This window comes from Flavitalea antarctica (assembly GCF_054461535.1).
The window spans coordinates 62,477-80,095 of the sequence record NZ_JBTLQG010000022.1; the positions used below are offsets into that span (position 1 = coordinate 62,477).

A 17,619-nucleotide genomic window follows, 5' to 3' on the forward strand; every position below is an offset into this window, starting at 1 on the left:
AATGGACGCTATTTCAGGCAAAGCAAGGAGAGTTGCCTAAAATAGCGTCCACTTCAAAAAACGCAAAATCGAAGCCCGTGAAAGTATGCGATACAGTCATACAAGTAAATTTCTATCCAAACCGGGAGGATCATCTTTGCACTTTAAATAATATGTTTGAAGCGAAGCCTTGTCTGTTCCCTGAATTTTTTCTCGGGAGTATACAAGGTAGAAGGAAAATTTTTTTGATTCGGGGAATCAGGCAGATATTGAGTTTCGAGACAGATGCCCTGCTTCGGATAAAATGGCGGACCCAGGAATTGACCCGAATAAAAAATAATCGCCGGACATGTTGTTGACAGCTCCATAGTCAGACCACGCCCACCCGACGAACTATCTGCGAGAATAGCATCAACCATTAACGTTGATTGGGCAACTTCCGTTCCTCTGGAGGTTTCACTACCCTCTACGAGCAATTCAACAACTTCTCTCCTTCCTCTCAGTGCTTCATCACTTTCCATTTCTTTTTTCAAGGCTTCAACACTTTCTCTCCCTTCTCTCATTGCTTCCAAGGTTTTGCTCTCTTCTTTAATTCCTTCAGCAATTTCCTCCCCTACTTTTTCTCCCTCAACATTTTCTCTCCCTTCTCTCATTGCTTCAGAATTTTCCACCCGGACTTTCACTCCTTCAGCAGTTTCTCTTCCCTCTTTCATCACGTCGGCGCCTTGCCTCTCTTTCAAAACATAATATTCACTATAGTTTATGTTCCTCGATATAGGTCGGCTTGTCGAAAAATCTGCATATTCAGGAACGGCAATGATCCTGCCCGTTGGGATATAATCCTCACCAGTCTCCGCAATCAAATCAGCATTAATGGTAAGCTCCTGCGCCGTGCCCGGCTTCGGGTCACAAAGATTATAATATAAATGATGCGTAAGATTGATATGCGTCGGCCGGTCCGGAACGGCTAAATAATCAAGAAGGATTTCATTGTCATCAGTCAGGGTAAGGGTGAATGTTATATCAACATTTCCCGGGTATCCCTGGTCCAGGTGTTCACTCAAACCTGCAAATGCAACCGAAGCAGCATGATCCCCTGGCTTCACTGCGACCTCACGGAACATCATCCTGTTAAACCCTTTGACACCACCATGAAGGTGATTTCCGCTGGTCCCATCATTAGCAGGTAAACGATAGTCATCACCGCCAATCACAAATGATGACCCTGAAATACGACCCGCAAACCGGCCAACAATACACCCTACATAATACTTGTCGGCGCTCAGTTCGGCAAAGCCGGAGTAGCCCAGTATCACATTTCGGCCATTAACCCGGATAGCAACGATTGTGCAACCATAATTGGTAACATCAATCTCGATGCGCTCGCTTTTTATGGTGTACAACCAGGCCGTACCGTTGGAATTTTCACCCCAACATATCTTTTCTATTTCCATAGCAGTTTGAAATTGAGATGACCGTCTCTTCTCTATTTCCATAAGAGTTTCCAATTGAGATGAACCATTCTTCTCTATTTCCATAGGAGTTTGCAATTGAGATGAACCATTCTTCTCTATTTCCATAGGAGTTTGCAATTGAGATGTATGCTTGCTCCTATATGGTTAACATCCCGCTGCAAAACTTCATCAAAACATTCCCTGGCTCGCGCGGGATCCTTCTGCCCCAGGTAGCCTAAGCCCATTATATACAAGCAATGGATGGCATTCTTATTGTCGAGATCCTGGTCAAACACCATAAGTTCTGGTAGTGACACCGCAAAATAATCGATCCGGATATGATCATTCATATGTTCCTTTCCAAACTCCACGAGGTTGTTAAAAATCGAATTTGCGTGATGCACTTCCCCGGTCTTTTCCCACGCCTTTGCCTGGTAAAATATGTTTTCCGGTTGCGGATCATTGTAAAATATCGCCTGTTTCGGCACAATGTCACCCTTCTTTGCCTTATTAAATAAAATAAGCGCTTCCGCAAGCATGTTCATCATTTCATAGGCAATACCCTTCCAGTAATAGATATCGTTTTCCGGTTTGCCCGGTAACTTGCCTTCGCCAAGATTCTCAGGGTATACATCTAATTCATCCAAAAACCGTAGAGCAGTTTCGGGATCGTTTTCTTCCAGCGCCTGTTTTGCCAGCTCAATATTACAGGTGCAAAACTGCAGCACTATCTTTCCTTCTCCACCTTCCCATGGTTGAAATTTCCTTTCATGGATCAATGCCTTCGCAGTTTCGTAATCACCCAGCAAATTGTACAGTGTCAGCCTTTCCATATACAGATCATGCCGCTGTTCCACCAGGGCGATATGATCTTCGAGCAACTGCAATCTTTTCCAGGGAGAGAAATTACATAGTTTATGCAACAGGTCAAGTTCCATCAATAACCTGGAATCCGATGTATCCAGTTCAAAAGCTTTTTCCATTGCCTCCAGCGCGCGGCTCGTTTCATTCAACTTGTTGAAATAAGCCAGGGAAAGATTCCTGAACACTGTCGGAAACGTATCACCAATCGCCGCTGAACGCTCCCAGGCCGGGATGGCTTCCGCATACACCCCGTTAGCAAACCCGTAATTCCCCAGATAATAAAAAGCTTTTGCATCCTGCTTGTTCTGCTGCAAGACCGCCTTCAATATTTCAACCTCCTCAACTTTTGAAGGAAAACAATAATCAGCCGGTGCAGCGGCACCTTTATCAAAGTATGATTTAGCCTCAGCTGCTGATCCAGCCTTTAAGCTGAACCATCCAAGATAATAGTTCAACAAAGGCTCATCCTTTGCGGGTTTATACTTCTTCAGTAGATCACAAGCTTCAGCATACATCCCGGCATCAGAATAATCAAGAGCGTATTCCGCATAATTATTAAAATTATTTCTCACGGCCTGATCGAAGTAATCTGCTGGCAACGTCCCGTCGGTTATTGGATCATGATCACCCGGTTCGTACTTTCCACCGCCAGGAAAATTATCTGAAGTGCTCAATGACTCAAGAATATCCTTCTCAAACAGGCAACCAAGGTTAAATGCATCAACATGCAATGAAGCATTAATCCAGTCAAGCGCCTCGTCGTTACGCCCAAGCTTCCGGAGCAATACCGCCCTGAGATGTCTCGCCGAAGGAGATGAATAATTCCGGTTTAATGATTTACCGACCAGCTCAATCGCCTCTTCAAACTCCCCTTTTCTTGCAGCAAGTCTTGCCAGTTGCAAAAACCCATTGTGCTGCCAGGCATCGTTCCAGGTAGCCTTATAAAAGAAATTAAAAGCCTCATCGTCGCGCCCCTGCATCTTCAAACAAAGGCCAAGGTTGTATAATGGTTCTCCATCATAAGGGTTTGGATTCCTCAGCAGGATGGACTTCACTGCATTTCTCAGATAACTTTCTGCGATTTCCGGTTGCGCCCTTCTCAGATGCCACAGGCCCATTGCATTATTGTTACGGATATCTGAAGCATCCCGCCGAAGCGCCTCGAGGTAATAACTGCAGGGATCATATGTTGCATGACGATATTGCTCAAGGTGTAATCCGTGCAAAAACAATTGCTCATTGTTTTCTACATTAATTGGATCCGGAGCCGCGACCGCGGCCAATGGCATCTCCCGTGTTTTTTGTTGCCGGTGTTTATAGTCAATCAAAATGCGGCCTTTTGCAGACACTACCACTTCAAACTCCATCATCTCATAAGATCCGGCCGTCTCCAGGTGATGCTCATAAATACCTCCGGGTTCAAATGCAAGCTGATCTGAAAACAAAGACTGCCCGCCTTCATAAACATTGATTTGAGCTTCTGCAAAATAAGAGGTTGAATACACCTTGATCAGAATGGCATCGCTGCTTATGATGCAATTGATTGCCGCATGTTTTGATGCGTTTTTTACCTCGCCAATCCCGGCATAGGGCATAAAATATTGCTCGAAGGTTTTCTCTTCATTTGGCTGCAACCAACTAAAGTCGGGTTGGTTATCGGTGAAAACACCGCACATCAACTCGATATATGGTCCATCTTCATCCGTTAAATTTTTATCCCAGGCACGGCCGAAATCACCTGCCCCCCAGGTCCATTGCTTTTTACCGGGACTGATATGATGATTTGCTACGTGCAGCATCCCGGCCTGGGTGTCATGCTCGTAACCGCCAATAAAATTAAACTCAGATTCGACCGCCATAAAAGAAGTGGGAACCGGTATATTCTTATAGCGGGAAATATCCGTACCTGGCGAATAATCAACCTTATAGTAAGTACCCGTTGCTATCGGAAAGCCGCTCACATCACGCTTTCCATGATCGAACACCGCATGTACATCAGGCGGAAATATAGATTGATAATGATCATTAACCTTAACTGCAGGATTTGCCCACCAAAGAAATGTTTGCGGAAAGGGTGTCCGGTTGAAAAGCTTCCCCCTTATTTCAAGATAAGCTTTGTCGGGATATAGCGTAAATCCCGCCATCCCCTTCGTGCGGGTCATCAGTTCAACTTCGTTCACCCATACCGTCTTACTCCCATCTTTATTTTCAATAATGGTGCAATCAACCGGGTCAAATGTTGAAGGCCTGTGATGTTGCGGCCAGTTGAATTCAATACCTCCACTGATCCAGGGACCAGTGAGCCCAACCAGTGCCGGTTTGATCACCCGGTTGTAGTACACAAAATCACGTTGTCTTATTTTATCATATGCACGTTGAATTCTCCCGCCCAGCGAAGGAAGAATCATGATCCTGAGAAATTCATTTTCTATAAATACTGCCTGGTATTCCCTGTCAATCTTTTGTTCCGCAATTGTCTCGATAACAGGGTGTGGGTAAACGGCACCACGGCTACCCTGGTAAATCCTTTTTTCAAGAAAAATCGGATTTTTCTCCGGCTTACCAACTTCATAAGTCGGTATTATTACAGTCTCCCTCCAGGCCCTTACCTGTTGCATAATTGATCAATTATAATCGGGCAGCTAAAATATCAACGTTGAACCCCTGCCCTCAATGATGAAATACCGAATCCATATTCTCCAGTTCAACGCCCCTGGTTTCTTTTATTCTCAACCAGATAAAAACCGCCCCCGCCGCACAGATTGCCGCATAGAGGTAAAAAGTGTTAGATACACCACCGAACAGTTCACTAAGTATTGGAAAAGTAAACGTGAGCACAAAGTAGGCGCCCCAGAGGCATAGAACAGAAAATGAAGTTGCAGCGCTCCGGACTTTGCCTGGGAATATTTCGCTTATTAAAACCCAGGTCACCGGTGCCAGTGTAGACGCATAAACTGCGATGGAACCAAGCAGCGGTATGGTGGTATAAGGGGATTTTGATTGAAGCAGACCCGCAATCACCAGGTGTAATACAGCCAGTAAACCCGCACCTGCCAACATCAGCGGCTTTCGTCCGATCTTATCTACCAGCGAAATGGCAACCAGTGTAAAGGTAAAATTGATGGCACCGATAAAAACGGTTTGCATCAACTGGTCGTCCTTATCAAAACCAATACTTTCAAAAATAGAAGGTGTATAATTAAAGACTACATTGATGCCGCAGAACTGCTGAAACACCGCAAGCACCACTCCCGCTATCACTGGCCTGGCATAAGGCTCCCGGAATAGTTTGCCGAAAGAAACCTTTTCAGTTGAAATAGTTGAATGCTGTATAGAGGTTATCACCTGCTCAGCATAAGAAGCGTCCCCGATCTTTTGTAGAATGCGCCTCGAAGCCTCCTGCCGGCCTTTCCGGTATAGCCATGACGGGCTTTCGGGTAACAAGAGTATTCCACCTAAAAAACAAATAGATGGTATTGCGCCAGCACCAAACATCCATCTCCACGAATCTTCTCCCCGGGCACTTAAGAAATAATTCACGATGTTAGTGACCAGTATCCCAATCACCACGGCAAGCTGATTCAGACTAACCATCCTACCTCTCAGCTTTGCCGGCGAAATCTCGGCTATATACATCGGCGATAGCAGCGAAGCCATGCCCACAGCGAATCCTGCGAAAAACCGGGCTGTTATAAAAAATGTGATAGACGTTGCTGCGGCCATCAGCAGAGATGAGACGGTAAACACCAGTGCGGCAATCATCAATGAAACCCTCCTGCCTAAACTCTCCGAAGACCTCCCGGCATACACACAACCTGCCATGCAGCCCAGCGCTAACGAAGCTGTTGTAAATCCTTCCTGATATGCATTAAGATTGAAATGTGATTTTAGAAATGGAAGTGCTCCGGCTATCACGGCGAAGTCGAAACCAAATAAGTATCCACCCAGCGCAGAGATAAAAGATATCAGGTAGATATAAGCGGTGTTATACTTTTGGTTCATCTGCAAGCCTTTAACTAATCGTATTCAAAAGTTGAACTTTATATCCAATATGATGATAGCTTTTTTTATGGTTATGATGGACAATCTTATTATTTTTAACTGCCACCACGTGTATGAGAAAGAAAGAAGGATTCAACGGTCAACGCGCAATCATGATTCCACGCAAGGTATTATCACTTCAGTGCGCAAAAAATGATGTGATCAATGAGTGCTATATAACCGACATAGGCTACTATCCCAAAGCTTCTCATCACTACAGGAAACGCAATCCCGGGATAGATCAGAACATTCTCATCTACTGCGTCGAAGGCAAAGGCTGGGTGCAGTATGAAGATGGCCAACAAAATATCAGTGCCGGGAATTTCTTTATCGTTCCCGCCCATCAGCCCCATGCCTACGGGGCGGACAACAATAATCCATGGACAATTTATTGGCTTCATTTCAAGGGGAAAATTGCCAACGCCATGTGTTTATCGCTGATCAGCAAATTGAACAGTAAGAAGGGGATGGTCAAATATTCAGAGCAGCGGATCGCCTTTTTTGATGAGATGTACACCAACCTGCAAAGAGGATACAGCCACGATCATATTGTTTATGCCAATCTTTGTCTCCCGCATTTTTTTGCATCTTTCCGCTTTGATGAGAAATTTGACTTCTCAAAAACTGAAACACGGAAAGACAAGGCTGGCATCGCCATCGACTATATGCAGCAGCACGTGAGTGGCAAACTTACCTTGTCTGATCTGGCTACCCATGTAAACCTGTCTGCTTCGCACTTTGCAGCGGTCTTTCAAAAAAGCACGGGCTTTGCCCCCATTGAATATTTCAATCACCTGAAAATTCAGCGTGCCTGCCAGCATTTACAATTTACTAATGAACGTATCAAGGAAATTTCTGCTGCATTAGGAATAGAAGACACCTATTACTTTTCCAGGCTCTTCAAAAAGATGATCGGAATTTCGCCTGCGCAGTACCGACAGCGACTGATCAACACCAATAATTAATATTCATTATTACATATTTGCACTCCGCCTTCATGATATTTTTATTAAGTTTTTTTTGGTAAGAACTTAAAAATAAATCTAGCTTTATGTACCAGTACATACTGGTACATAATTCTTCACTTCATTTAACCTCACTGTTTATGAGAAAAAACGCAACGCGTGTTTTGCTTGTCTGCATGCTCGTATTGTTCACTGTTGCCGGTATCGGTCAGCAAAGAAGAACTGTAACCGGGGTCGTGCAGGACGACAAAGGTGTTCCGGTTGCCGGGGCATCAATTGTAGAAAAATCTACGCCTAACGGTACTTCGACAAGTACGGACGGCACCTTTTCGATTTCCGTTCTTCCCAATGCAGTGTTACAGATTTCAGCTGTCGGCTTCGAAACACAGGATGTGAATTCAGGATCTGAGACAAGGATCACGGTTATCCTTAACCCGGCAACGACTGAATTAGGCGGTGTGGTTGTTACGGCCCTCGGTGTTACCAAGCAAAGAAGACAGCTGGGATTTTCGGTTACTGAACTGAAGGGTTCCGAAGTAGCAAGAACAAATGAAATAAATCCCATCAATGCATTGCAGGGAAAAGTAGCTGGCGTTCAGATAGACCAGGGTGCAGGTGGATTATTTGGAAATACAAAAATTGTTATCCGTGGTAATTCAACACTGGGTACCAATAACCAACCAATATTTGTTGTGGATGGTGTTATCATGGATAACGGAACTTTCAGTGGAACAGGAAGAGATTTCGGCAACGACTTTAAAAATCTGAACCCTGAAGACTTTGCCTCGGTATCAGTATTAAAAGGATCAGCCGCAGCGGCTTTGTATGGCAGCCGTGCCATAAATGGAGTGGTCCTGATCACAACCAAAAAAGGCTCTTCCGGGAAAGGCATAGGCGTTTCAATTGCCCAGACAGTAAGTGTAAACAATCCCTATGCTGGTCCTGACTTTCAGAATGAATTTGGGGGTGGTACCGTGGGTGCATTTTTTACCGATAACCGGGATCCAAACTACAAACCTGATGAAGCCTGGACAACAAAAGTTTTCCCCGTTGATCCTTTAACAGGCGAACAATACATCGACAGGCAGATCTATCGCGAGTTGGAAAACTGGGGACCGCGGATGCTTGGCCAGGATGTAAGAAATTATGACGGCACGCCAACAAAATACCTTCCCCAGCCAAACAATTTCCTCGATGCGTTCCAGACCGGAATAGGCTCAAACACAAACATTGCTCTTGATGGAGCAACGGAGAAGTCAACCTTCCGGTTATCATACAATCACAACCAGGGGGAAGGCATTGTACCCACGAATAAATTTACGAAGGATGCTTTTGATATAAGAGCGACACACCAGCTTACAAAGGCTATCCTGGTTGATGTTGGCACCTATTACAGCAATTTTGACGGTGAAAATCCACCACGCCTTGGCGGCCTCGATGCATTTGCATCATATAATTTTGGCAAGCTATTCTCATGGATGCTGCCACGGAATTATGATACCAAATACTGGATGCAAAAGGATAAGTACACCAGTATACATGGTGGAACCCCGCAGTTGAATGATGCGGACGAACCAAATAAAGCCCCTGAATCAAGGTTCTGGTTTAATCTTTTCGAGAACAAATATTTACAGAACGAACAGTTGATACGTGGCAGAATCACAGTTACAGCGAATCTGACTTCATGGGCCAAGTTACTTGTTGAAGGAAACATCAATAACGTTAATATCAAAAAGGAAAACAAGGAACTGGGCGAACAAAGGAATTTTGCAGGCGGTCTTTATGGCATCGGCTATGAACAAAAAAGGAGCAAGTTCCTCAAAGCTATGCTGATGATGAATAAAGAATTCAATTCAGACTTCGCAGTATCAGGATATATTGGTGCTGAAACGCAACGATTTGAAAACTCTTATTCTTACAATGAAACGAGAGGAGGCCTAAACTATCCCGGAAATTATTTTATTACTAATTCAAGAAACCCGGGATACGTTGATGCCGGGATCAGCAGTTCGAAGAAATTTAATTCTCTTTATGCAAGTGCTGACCTTGCCTGGAAGAACATGGTCTTTTTACAGGCAACCTGGAGAGGTGACTGGTCTTCGGCACTTACCTACTCTGATGGTACAGGCAACAACTTTTACAACTATCCTGCTTTAAGCGCCTCATGGATATTTACTGATGCCTTCAAGGCATTACCTGCCTTCATCAGTTATGGTAAGCTTCGCGCAAACGTAGCCTGGTTGGGTTCTGACACTGATCCTTTCCTGATTAACCCTGGTTTCTCATTCAATGGATTCAGCAATGCAAACGGCTCAACCGTTCCTACTTCTACTTATAATTCCGCATTTGTGTTGCAGGAAAACCTTCAGCCTTCAAGGAAGTTTTCAAGGGAACTTGGTCTTGAAATGAGGTTCGCTAAAAGCAGGATCGGGTTTGATCTTACATTATACCAGGATAACACAAAAAACCAGATATTACCTATTGAGGCTCCATTCGAATCAGGAGCCACTTCAATCCTGATCAATGCCGGTAACATCCAGAACAAAGGCATTGAAATCACGATTGATGGAACTCCTGTATCAACTGCCGATTTTAAATGGAACACAGCGCTGAATTATTCAAGGAACAGGAACAAGATCATAGAACTTTATCCCGGTCGCACTGAATACCAGTTGCCAGGTACAGATGTTGGTGAAATCAGTTCATGGGCAGTTGTCGGAGGATCATATGGCACACTAAGAACCCTCATCCATTCATCCCCTTACCAGGCAAAAGATGCGAGTGGCAACCCGGTATCTGATCCAAAAAATGGCTTACCGATACTTACCTGGAGATCTGATGCAAGAGCAGCCTTCCCCGCACGCAGTAATGTGTGGCAGGATGTGGGTGACATGAATGCAGACTTCAGGGCTGGCTGGGATAACACATTCACCTACAAAAGTTTTAGCCTGAATGTTTTGTTTGATGCTAAGATTGGGGGCGACTTTGCACTGATGAGTTACCGCCAGGGAACACACTCAGGCGTATTTCCAAACTCAATCTTTGGCAGGGATGCGCAAAGCGGCGGCATCACATTCACCAGTAAATATGATAACAAACAATATGATGATGGACGCATAGTCGAGGGTGTATTTGCTCCCGGCCAGATGATTACCCAACCCAACGGAACACAGGTCAACGTGGGCGGAATGAGTTTCAAAGAAGCCTATGATGCCGGCTACGTTGAACCGACACACACACCACAGTTTTTCTACCGTTATGGTTCTTCTTCAACCGGTGTGGCCGACTTCTGGGTCCTCGAAAATTCTTGGATATCATTGCGCCAGGTAGCATTGACATATAACTTTTCCAAGGATCTTGTTCAAAAACTAAAATTGAATAACCTGTCATTCTCAGTGATCGGACGTGACCTGTTTTATGTTTATCAGACCTTGCCTCACAACTGGAACCCGGCTTCAAACAGTTCAAACAATACCGCTTTTTCCGGTGAGAATGGCTTCTTGCCGAAAACCAGAAATATCAATTTTACACTGAGAGCAGCATTCTAAACGGTAACCGAATAATTATTAAACTATGACCAGTCTAAAAAAATATATCTCTGCAACGCTGATTATTGCTGTCCTCTTTGGAGCCGTTGGCTGCAGAAAAAACTTCGGTGAGATCAATACAAATCCGAGTGTTGTTATTACTCCGGATATCGGCTTCCTGCTTACTTATTCGGAAGACAAAATGATCACTTATCAATATACTGAGTGGATCTGGGAAAGTATGGAACAGCTAATGCGCTTCACGCAGCATCTCACAACTGATCCATATGAGCTTACCAGTAATGTCAACCTCCGTTATCCTACCTTATACAAAGATGTATTACCGAACCTGGTTGAAATAAGAACACAGATATCTAAAAAGGAAGATAGCAGCAGTTACCGGAAAGCAAAAGCACTCACTTATGTAGCCGGTATCCTGCACGCTTTGAAAGCAACAGATATGAATGGATCAATTCCTTATATCAATGCAATCAAAGCAAGAACCGAAAACAAATTCGATCCTGAATACGATAGCCAGGAAACGTTGTTTGCGCTTTGGCTGAATGAACTTAATGATGCTATTGCAACTATGGGCGACAACTCACTAACCGGTCAATACTCATTCGGGACAGCTGATGTTTTCTACAAGGGCGACTATACCAAGTGGATAAAACTTGCAAACTCACTAAAATTAAGGATTGCCGCAAGACTCGAAAATGTTGATAATGCAAGGACCAGGACCATCTTTCAGCAGGTGCTTTCAGATACAAGGGGACCTATCACCGACATCGCAGACCAGCTCACTTACCAGAGCGTAGATTATCTTCCATTCGGACAGGGGGGAGAGATTGTATACCGGAGCCAGCGTTTCGGAACTACTTCTATCATTGATTTTATGAAGAGGGTAAATGACCCGAGACTGCCAATCTACTTTGAGAAGAATAGCCTTACCGGAAGTTTTAAAGATACATTGGCCAAGTATGGTGCAACACTCCCTTCATTTATAAACATCAATGATCCGTTGATAGCATACCAGGGAGGGCCGGCTGATTTTACAACAAATCCTTCCCGCGCCGCCTATATGAAAAATGCCTTCCCGGTAGGTAACAATAATCCGGGTAACGCTGTAACCAATTATTTCCTCATTTCACCGGTTAACAGGTTTTTCTTTTCGCCTAAGTATAACAAGCCCGATGGAGGCCAGTACAAAGAAGTTGCCGTAAGTGCTGCAGAAGGTTGTTTACAGATTGCTGAATTTATTCAAAAGGGATATGCCGGAACGGTTAACACGAAAGGCTCGTTAAAGGAGTGGTATGAAAAAGGCATCCGGGCTTCTATCTTAACCATGAACGATATTGCCGTTGTTGCCCAGTCAACCACCGGGTTTTCAGGAACTGGTTTATCTGAGATCAATACTTATCTGAATAGCAGTAACGTGGCGCTTAATGGAACAAACGACAAAGAAAGAATTTATATCCAGCAATACCTGAACTTCTATCGGAATCCTAATGAGGCTTATGTGTTTTCAAGAAGAACGGGTTATCCAAGAACGGGCTCTGCTTATTATGGAAGAGAAACATTCAATGAGCTGATCCCAAGAAGATTCTGGCTTCTGGATCCGGGAGAGACAAACAGGGCGAACTGGCAGAAAGCGATGACAGACCAGGGCTTCACGCCAAATGCACAGGATCTGCCAACGTTAAGTACCCAGAGAATCTGGTACGATAAACCGGCGCCGGCATTTGGAGCGGGAAACTGATTCTGAATTAAAGTCATTCAGCCGGGGACTATCATCGGCAGGTTGCCCCGGAGCGACGGCATGATGGTATCACGCAATACCATCACCGGAAATTCCGTTAGTTCCCGGGCAGCCTGGCCGGTAGCCACATACCTTAACTCCATGAAGAAAATTTTGCCTGATCTTATCACTATTGACAGTTCCTCAGCCATACCGATCTACAAACAAATCGTGGAATGTATTTTTAAGGCGATAGAAAACGGGCTGCTGATTCAGAATGACATACTGCCATCTGTAAACAGCATAGCCGGGCGTTTCGGGCTGGCCAGGGGTTCAGTATTTTCGGCTTATAATGAACTGCGTGCAGCCGGGATCATTGATTCGATTCCTGGCAAAGGATACTATATTACCAGTACGCGGGTAAGACAGATACAAAACATTTTTTTGCTGTTTAATACCTTTACTCCTTATAAGGACACTTTATACAATTCAATTGTTCAGCATCTTCCGCCCGGCAGCAGGATCGACATCTATTTTCATCATCACAACAAGGTTCTTTTCGAAGGCCTCATACGTGAAGAGGCGTCTTACTACAACCATTTTATAATAATGCCTGAGATCTATGAGCATACCCTATCGGTGCTCTCTGAGTTGGATTCGAAGCAGGTGTATTTACTTGATGTAGGTTATAAGGAATACAAAAAGCACTACCCTGGTATATTCCAGAATTTTGATAAGGATATATTCACTGTCCTTACAAAAATGAAGCAGCTGGTTTCGAAGTATAAAAGGTTGTTTCTTGTGGTGCCGCGGAATTTTTATAATAAAGAAATTGTTTCCGGATTTAACAGGTTCGGCAAAACTGATGTTATTGAAACATCTGTTATCCATGATTTAGGGTCAGTTAATATTCAGAAGAGAGATGCATTTATCATTGTTGAAGATAATCACCTCGTGGAATTAGTTAAGTGCCTAAAATCACAAAACTGGACAGCCGGTAAAGACATCGGTTTGCTTTCTTATAATGAGACAAACCTGAAAAGCGTAGTGGGGGATGGGATTTCAACAATAACATCTGATTATGTTGCCATGGGTAAGTCTGTCGCAGAAATGCTGTTAAGCAATGAAAGGCGGGTGATAGAAAATCCCTTTATGATGATTGACAGGCAATCATTCTGACCATCAAATAGTAACACCATGCAGGTAAAAAGAGTTCTCGAGGTTTGCGCATTTAATATACAATCATGCCTGGTTGCTGAGAAAGCCGGGGCCGTAAGGGTAGAACTTTGCGACAACCCTGTTGAGGGCGGAACCACTCCCAGTTACGGAACCATAAAACAGGCACGCGAAAAAATATCAATATTGTTATACCCGATTATACGCCCGCGGTCGGGGAATTATTATTACGATAAAGATGAATACGATATTATCAAACATGACATCCTCATTTGTCGTGAACTCGGCTGCAACGGCATCTCTGTAGGGGCGCAGAATATCGACGCGACAATTAATGTGGAGATGTTGAAAAGAATTGTAGAATGGGCAGGGCCAATGGGCGTAACATGTAACCGTGCGTTTGATGGCACACCCGATCCATTCCAGGCACTTGAAGACATCATTGAGGCCGGATGCGAACGCGTGCTTACTTCCGGGCAAGCTTCTGCCGCGCCTGAAGCAGCGGAACTGCTTGGAAGGCTGGTTAAACAGGCGGCCGGGCGTATCATCATTATGCCAGGAGCAGGTGTTAAATCATCGAATATTACGAGACTGGCAGAAGAGTCAAATGCGACGGAATTTCATTCTTCAGCCAGGGCAATCGCCAAAAACCCGCAGACCTATGTGAATAAACGCGTTACCGATTATGGCAATGTGTACATTTCCGATGAAACAGAGGTAAGGGCAATGGTTGCTAATCTTAACTTCTAAATCAAATCCCAGTGCCCGTGACGACGACCTTCTTTCTTTTGATCAGCCTGATGAGGAGATAAATAATAGAGAACATCAGAATAAAAGCCGCAATACCTATAAGCTCGGCCCGGGTTAATTTTGACAGCAAGCCTAAAATCCCTGCTGCTGCCAACAGCGGAACAAGCATACCTCCGGGCAGATGGAAAGTTTTTGCAGTTGCAGTCTGGATCTTCCTGAGCCTGATAGTTGCTAATACTACACCCAGGTAGATAATCAACATATCAGCGCTCGCAATTGTAGCCAGTTGCCTGAAGCCTCCCGAAACAGCCAATATAAATCCAGTAGATGCGTAGGCTGAAATGGCGACATACGGTGTTTTGAACAACGGATGCACCTTAGCCAGGGCACCGGGTATCAGCCCATCTCTTGCACCTGCAAATAAGATCCGCTCCAAGACCATCCGCAATCAGCGCGGGGATCACAAAAATGCCTGAACCTGCGGTTATGTTTATGATCGCCAGGCCGAGGGATCTGGGACCCATTGCCCGCTTTAAATTTTCCCGGGTGTTTACTGTCGCCATTTAAATTTTGGTTTAGATATCAGGGTTCGGTTTTCGACCGGTTATTAATACAGGATTAATGCATTGCCAGGCTTATTCAAATTAACTTTGACTTCCTTGGACAGATTTTTGAAGCACTCGTTGAACATGGCAAACTTTTTTCTCATACAGGGACTCCTGAACATAACTGCTTTGATCTTTTGGCTGTCACCTGCGAGTGCACAACAAAAATTTGAACGTGAGTATTCTATCAAGGGAGCTCAGATACATCCTGACGCACTGAGCTTTGTGAATGAATGCTTCAAAAATGTGAAAATACGCTGGTATGGAGAGGAAAGCTTAAACGGAACGACTATTGAAGCTAAACTAAAATCTGCGGGGAAACAATACAGCATCGAATTTCATAATTCAGGTGAGATTCTCGACGTGGAGATATTGACTCAGTTTAAATCTCTTCCCAACGACACAAAAGAGGCATTATTGAAGCAGCTTAAGAAAGAATTCCGCAGTTATAAAGTTGTCAAAACCCAGGAGCAATGGAGCGGAGACAAGGTTCTATTGAAAACTGCGTTAACAGAAAGTAAATTGCCCTCGGGTATACTGATACAATATGAGCTGATTGTAAGAGCAAAAAAATCAGATTTATCGAAATACTACGAGGTGGTTTGCGAAAAAGGCGGCAAGGTCAAAACCATAAAGGAAATTATTCAACGAAACGTCGACAACCTGATTTACTGATGCGGTGCTTTATCATCTTTTGCTTACTAATCGGCACCCGCGGCCTTCATTCCCAGGAAAATTATCTTGCGGGATTGCTTACGCAGCTGAACGTCAACTACTCATTACCGCGAGACCTCAAACTGAATATGAAGCTCGAGTCAAGGCAGATATTTTCAGAGAAAGAAACATTCAAGGAAGCCAGTAACAATTACAGGTACGAAAGAACTGATCTGCATTTTGTACTTACAAAGAAAATTTCGGCAGACAATTCGATTGGTGGTGGTTATTTGATCCGCATGCAGGAGGGCCTGTTCATCCATCGTTTTATTCAACAGTTTACCAGTGCCCGGAAGCTTGATTTTTTTACCCTCGCTCACCGGGTGGTATTGGATGAAACATTTGAGAAAGATCTTCCAACCCAGGTGCGGCTACGTTACAGGCTTGGACTTGAAAAGGCGCTTAATGGAAGATCAATCGATCCCAAAGAGTTTTATCTGAAGATCAATAATGAATACCTGGGAATCTGGACCAACGCCGTTACTGATCTCGAGATCCGCGCATCGGGAGCCTTAGGTTATAGTTTCAGGGACAATAACAAACTCGAACTAGGATTTGAATATCGGATCAATGAGTTTTACACGGCAGCGAAAGAGCAACAATTCTGGATTACCCTTGCCTGGTACATCAGTATCTGATAAGAATCAGCGATTTTAAAAACTACTTGTCTGATGCAATAAACACCTTCGGGAAATGATGTTATAGATCATAGCGCAGTAATACCAAACCACCTGGATATTTTTTTACATCGGTGGTTTTGAAATTGATCTCACGGCCAAAATCACGGAAAAAAGGTTTACCATTTCCCAATACAACGGGCACTATCCGAAGCTCCAATACGTCTACCAATCCTGCACTGATCAGTGTGCCTGACAAAGCTATGCTGCCCCAGATCACAATGTCTTTACCCGGTTCAGCTTTGAGACTTTTAACTTTCTCCACCGCATCAGATCGTATAAGTTTCGCTTCCGGCCACTTGCCCCAGGGAGCGCTGCTGAGTGTTTTCGAAAAAACAATTTTAGGAGTAAGATTAATTTTCTCTGTCATCACTTCTGTCTCTAAATCCGCCTCCGGCCAGAAGCCCGCAAACAACCGGTATGTATTTGCACCTAAAAAAATGGTGTCGATGGAATCCATTTGATGATAGATGTCTTCCTCGGAATGTTTGTGTAGATCCGGTGACTCAAAAAAGCTGGTGGAACCCTGGGAATCCGCCGCAAATCCATCAAGTGATAGCCATTCCTGTACGATAAGCTTTCTCATATAATTTTCTTTAAAGACCAAATGTTTACACAAGGGTCAGCGGTCCCGGAGCTTAGCTATGAAAGTCATGACTTATCCCGGATCCTGGTTCGGCCGCCTATTTCGGCTGACTGTATTCAGTCTTTAGTTTCATACGGTGCCTGGTTCCCCATTTCCTCAGGGATTCAATCACTTCATTTAATGACTTGCTGTAAGGAGTGAGGGAATATGTTACCCGCACGGGGTAGCTGTCTTCTACCTTCCGTTGTATCAATCCGTTCAACTCCAGGTCCCTTAGTTCGCGCGACAACATCCTGTCTGTTATACCTTCAACTTCCTTTGATATTTCGGTGAAACGTTTCTCACCAAACATCAGTGCGATAATGATAGGTAGCTTCCATTTGCCGTTGAGCATATCGAGCGCATCACGTACCGGTCTCAATATCTTCCTGCAAGCGGTTTTATCATGACCCGGCTTAATCATATAACTCATGAAAGGTTAAATTTAAACAACACTATACAAAAGGATAGTGCTTACAAAAGTATAGTAATATTTGGTAAATT

14 protein-coding genes are annotated in these 17,619 nt (G+C 44.1%); 7 read left to right on the top strand and 7 right to left on the bottom strand.

Annotation, left to right across the window (positions count from 1 at the left end):
- Positions 1-143 precede the first annotated feature (143 nt).
- From ACX0G7_RS18030 to ACX0G7_RS18040, 3 genes are read right to left on the bottom strand one after another with little or no spacing between them, the layout of a single operon-like run.
- Positions 144-1,559 (bottom strand): aldose epimerase family protein, encoded by a 1,416-nt coding sequence (locus tag ACX0G7_RS18030; RefSeq protein ID WP_458924910.1) that lies wholly within the window; start codon positions 1,557-1,559, stop codon positions 144-146.
- Positions 1,550-4,915 carry a DUF5107 domain-containing protein gene (locus tag ACX0G7_RS18035; RefSeq protein WP_458924911.1) on the bottom strand — a complete coding sequence of 1,122 codons (3,366 nt, stop codon included), beginning with the start codon at positions 4,913-4,915 and terminating at the stop codon, positions 1,550-1,552. Before ACX0G7_RS18035 ends, ACX0G7_RS18030 begins: the two co-directional genes overlap by 10 nt.
- A gap of 52 nt (positions 4,916-4,967) precedes the next feature.
- Complete coding sequence (locus tag ACX0G7_RS18040; RefSeq protein WP_458924912.1) at positions 4,968-6,299, bottom strand: sugar porter family MFS transporter; 1,332 nt, start codon at positions 6,297-6,299, stop codon at positions 4,968-4,970.
- A 113-nt stretch (positions 6,300-6,412) separates the two neighbouring features.
- Between ACX0G7_RS18040 and ACX0G7_RS18045 the strand changes: the two genes are divergently transcribed.
- The 3 genes from ACX0G7_RS18045 (at position 6,413) to ACX0G7_RS18055 (ending at position 12,589) form a co-directional block, all read left to right on the top strand.
- A complete protein-coding gene (locus tag ACX0G7_RS18045; protein WP_458924913.1) occupies positions 6,413-7,303 on the top strand; it encodes an AraC family transcriptional regulator in 891 nt (296 codons plus the stop codon).
- A 140-nt stretch (positions 7,304-7,443) separates the two neighbouring features.
- Entirely contained in the window at positions 7,444-10,851 is a 3,408-nt protein-coding gene (locus tag ACX0G7_RS18050) for a SusC/RagA family TonB-linked outer membrane protein (RefSeq protein ID WP_458924914.1), read from the top strand.
- Positions 10,852-10,876: 25 nt separating this feature from the next.
- A complete protein-coding gene (locus tag ACX0G7_RS18055; protein WP_458924915.1) occupies positions 10,877-12,589 on the top strand; it encodes a SusD/RagB family nutrient-binding outer membrane lipoprotein in 1,713 nt (570 codons plus the stop codon).
- A 17-nt stretch (positions 12,590-12,606) separates the two neighbouring features.
- On the opposite strand, the gene ACX0G7_RS18060 is transcribed toward ACX0G7_RS18055, so the two are convergent.
- Positions 12,607-12,732 (bottom strand): hypothetical protein, encoded by a 126-nt coding sequence (locus ACX0G7_RS18060; RefSeq protein WP_458924916.1) that lies wholly within the window; start codon positions 12,730-12,732, stop codon positions 12,607-12,609.
- Here ACX0G7_RS18060 and ACX0G7_RS18065 point away from each other — a divergent pair.
- Together ACX0G7_RS18065 and ACX0G7_RS18070 are read left to right on the top strand one after the other, a co-directional pair.
- A complete protein-coding gene (locus tag ACX0G7_RS18065) occupies positions 12,731-13,747 on the top strand; it encodes a GntR family transcriptional regulator (RefSeq protein WP_458924917.1) in 1,017 nt (338 codons plus the stop codon). The two genes, ACX0G7_RS18060 and ACX0G7_RS18065, sit on opposite strands and share 2 nt — an antisense overlap.
- 18 nt (positions 13,748-13,765) lie before the next feature.
- A complete protein-coding gene (locus ACX0G7_RS18070; protein WP_458924918.1) occupies positions 13,766-14,494 on the top strand; it encodes a copper homeostasis protein CutC in 729 nt (242 codons plus the stop codon).
- A 1-nt stretch (position 14,495) separates the two neighbouring features.
- On the opposite strand, the gene ACX0G7_RS18075 is transcribed toward ACX0G7_RS18070, so the two are convergent.
- Positions 14,496-14,930 carry a hypothetical protein gene (locus ACX0G7_RS18075; protein WP_458924919.1) on the bottom strand — a complete coding sequence of 145 codons (435 nt, stop codon included), beginning with the start codon at positions 14,928-14,930 and terminating at the stop codon, positions 14,496-14,498.
- 253 nt (positions 14,931-15,183) lie between these two features.
- On the opposite strand from ACX0G7_RS18075, the gene ACX0G7_RS18080 reads away from it, so the two are divergent.
- Both ACX0G7_RS18080 and ACX0G7_RS18085 read left to right on the top strand, forming a co-directional pair.
- Positions 15,184-15,774, top strand: a complete 591-nt coding sequence (locus ACX0G7_RS18080; protein ID WP_458924920.1) for a hypothetical protein — start codon at positions 15,184-15,186, stop codon at positions 15,772-15,774.
- A complete protein-coding gene (locus ACX0G7_RS18085; protein ID WP_458924921.1) occupies positions 15,774-16,451 on the top strand; it encodes a DUF2490 domain-containing protein in 678 nt (225 codons plus the stop codon). The genes ACX0G7_RS18080 and ACX0G7_RS18085 overlap by 1 nt, the downstream gene beginning before the upstream one ends.
- Before the next feature lie 61 nt (positions 16,452-16,512).
- On the opposite strand, the gene ACX0G7_RS18090 is transcribed toward ACX0G7_RS18085, so the two are convergent.
- Both ACX0G7_RS18090 and ACX0G7_RS18095 read right to left on the bottom strand, forming a co-directional pair.
- Entirely contained in the window at positions 16,513-17,076 is a 564-nt protein-coding gene (locus tag ACX0G7_RS18090) for a dihydrofolate reductase family protein (protein ID WP_458924922.1), read from the bottom strand.
- Positions 17,077-17,173: 97 nt separating this feature from the next.
- On the bottom strand, positions 17,174-17,548 hold the full coding sequence (locus tag ACX0G7_RS18095) for a winged helix-turn-helix transcriptional regulator (protein ID WP_458924923.1): 375 nt from the start codon (positions 17,546-17,548) through the stop codon (positions 17,174-17,176).
- Between the last annotated feature and the right edge of the window lie 71 nt (positions 17,549-17,619).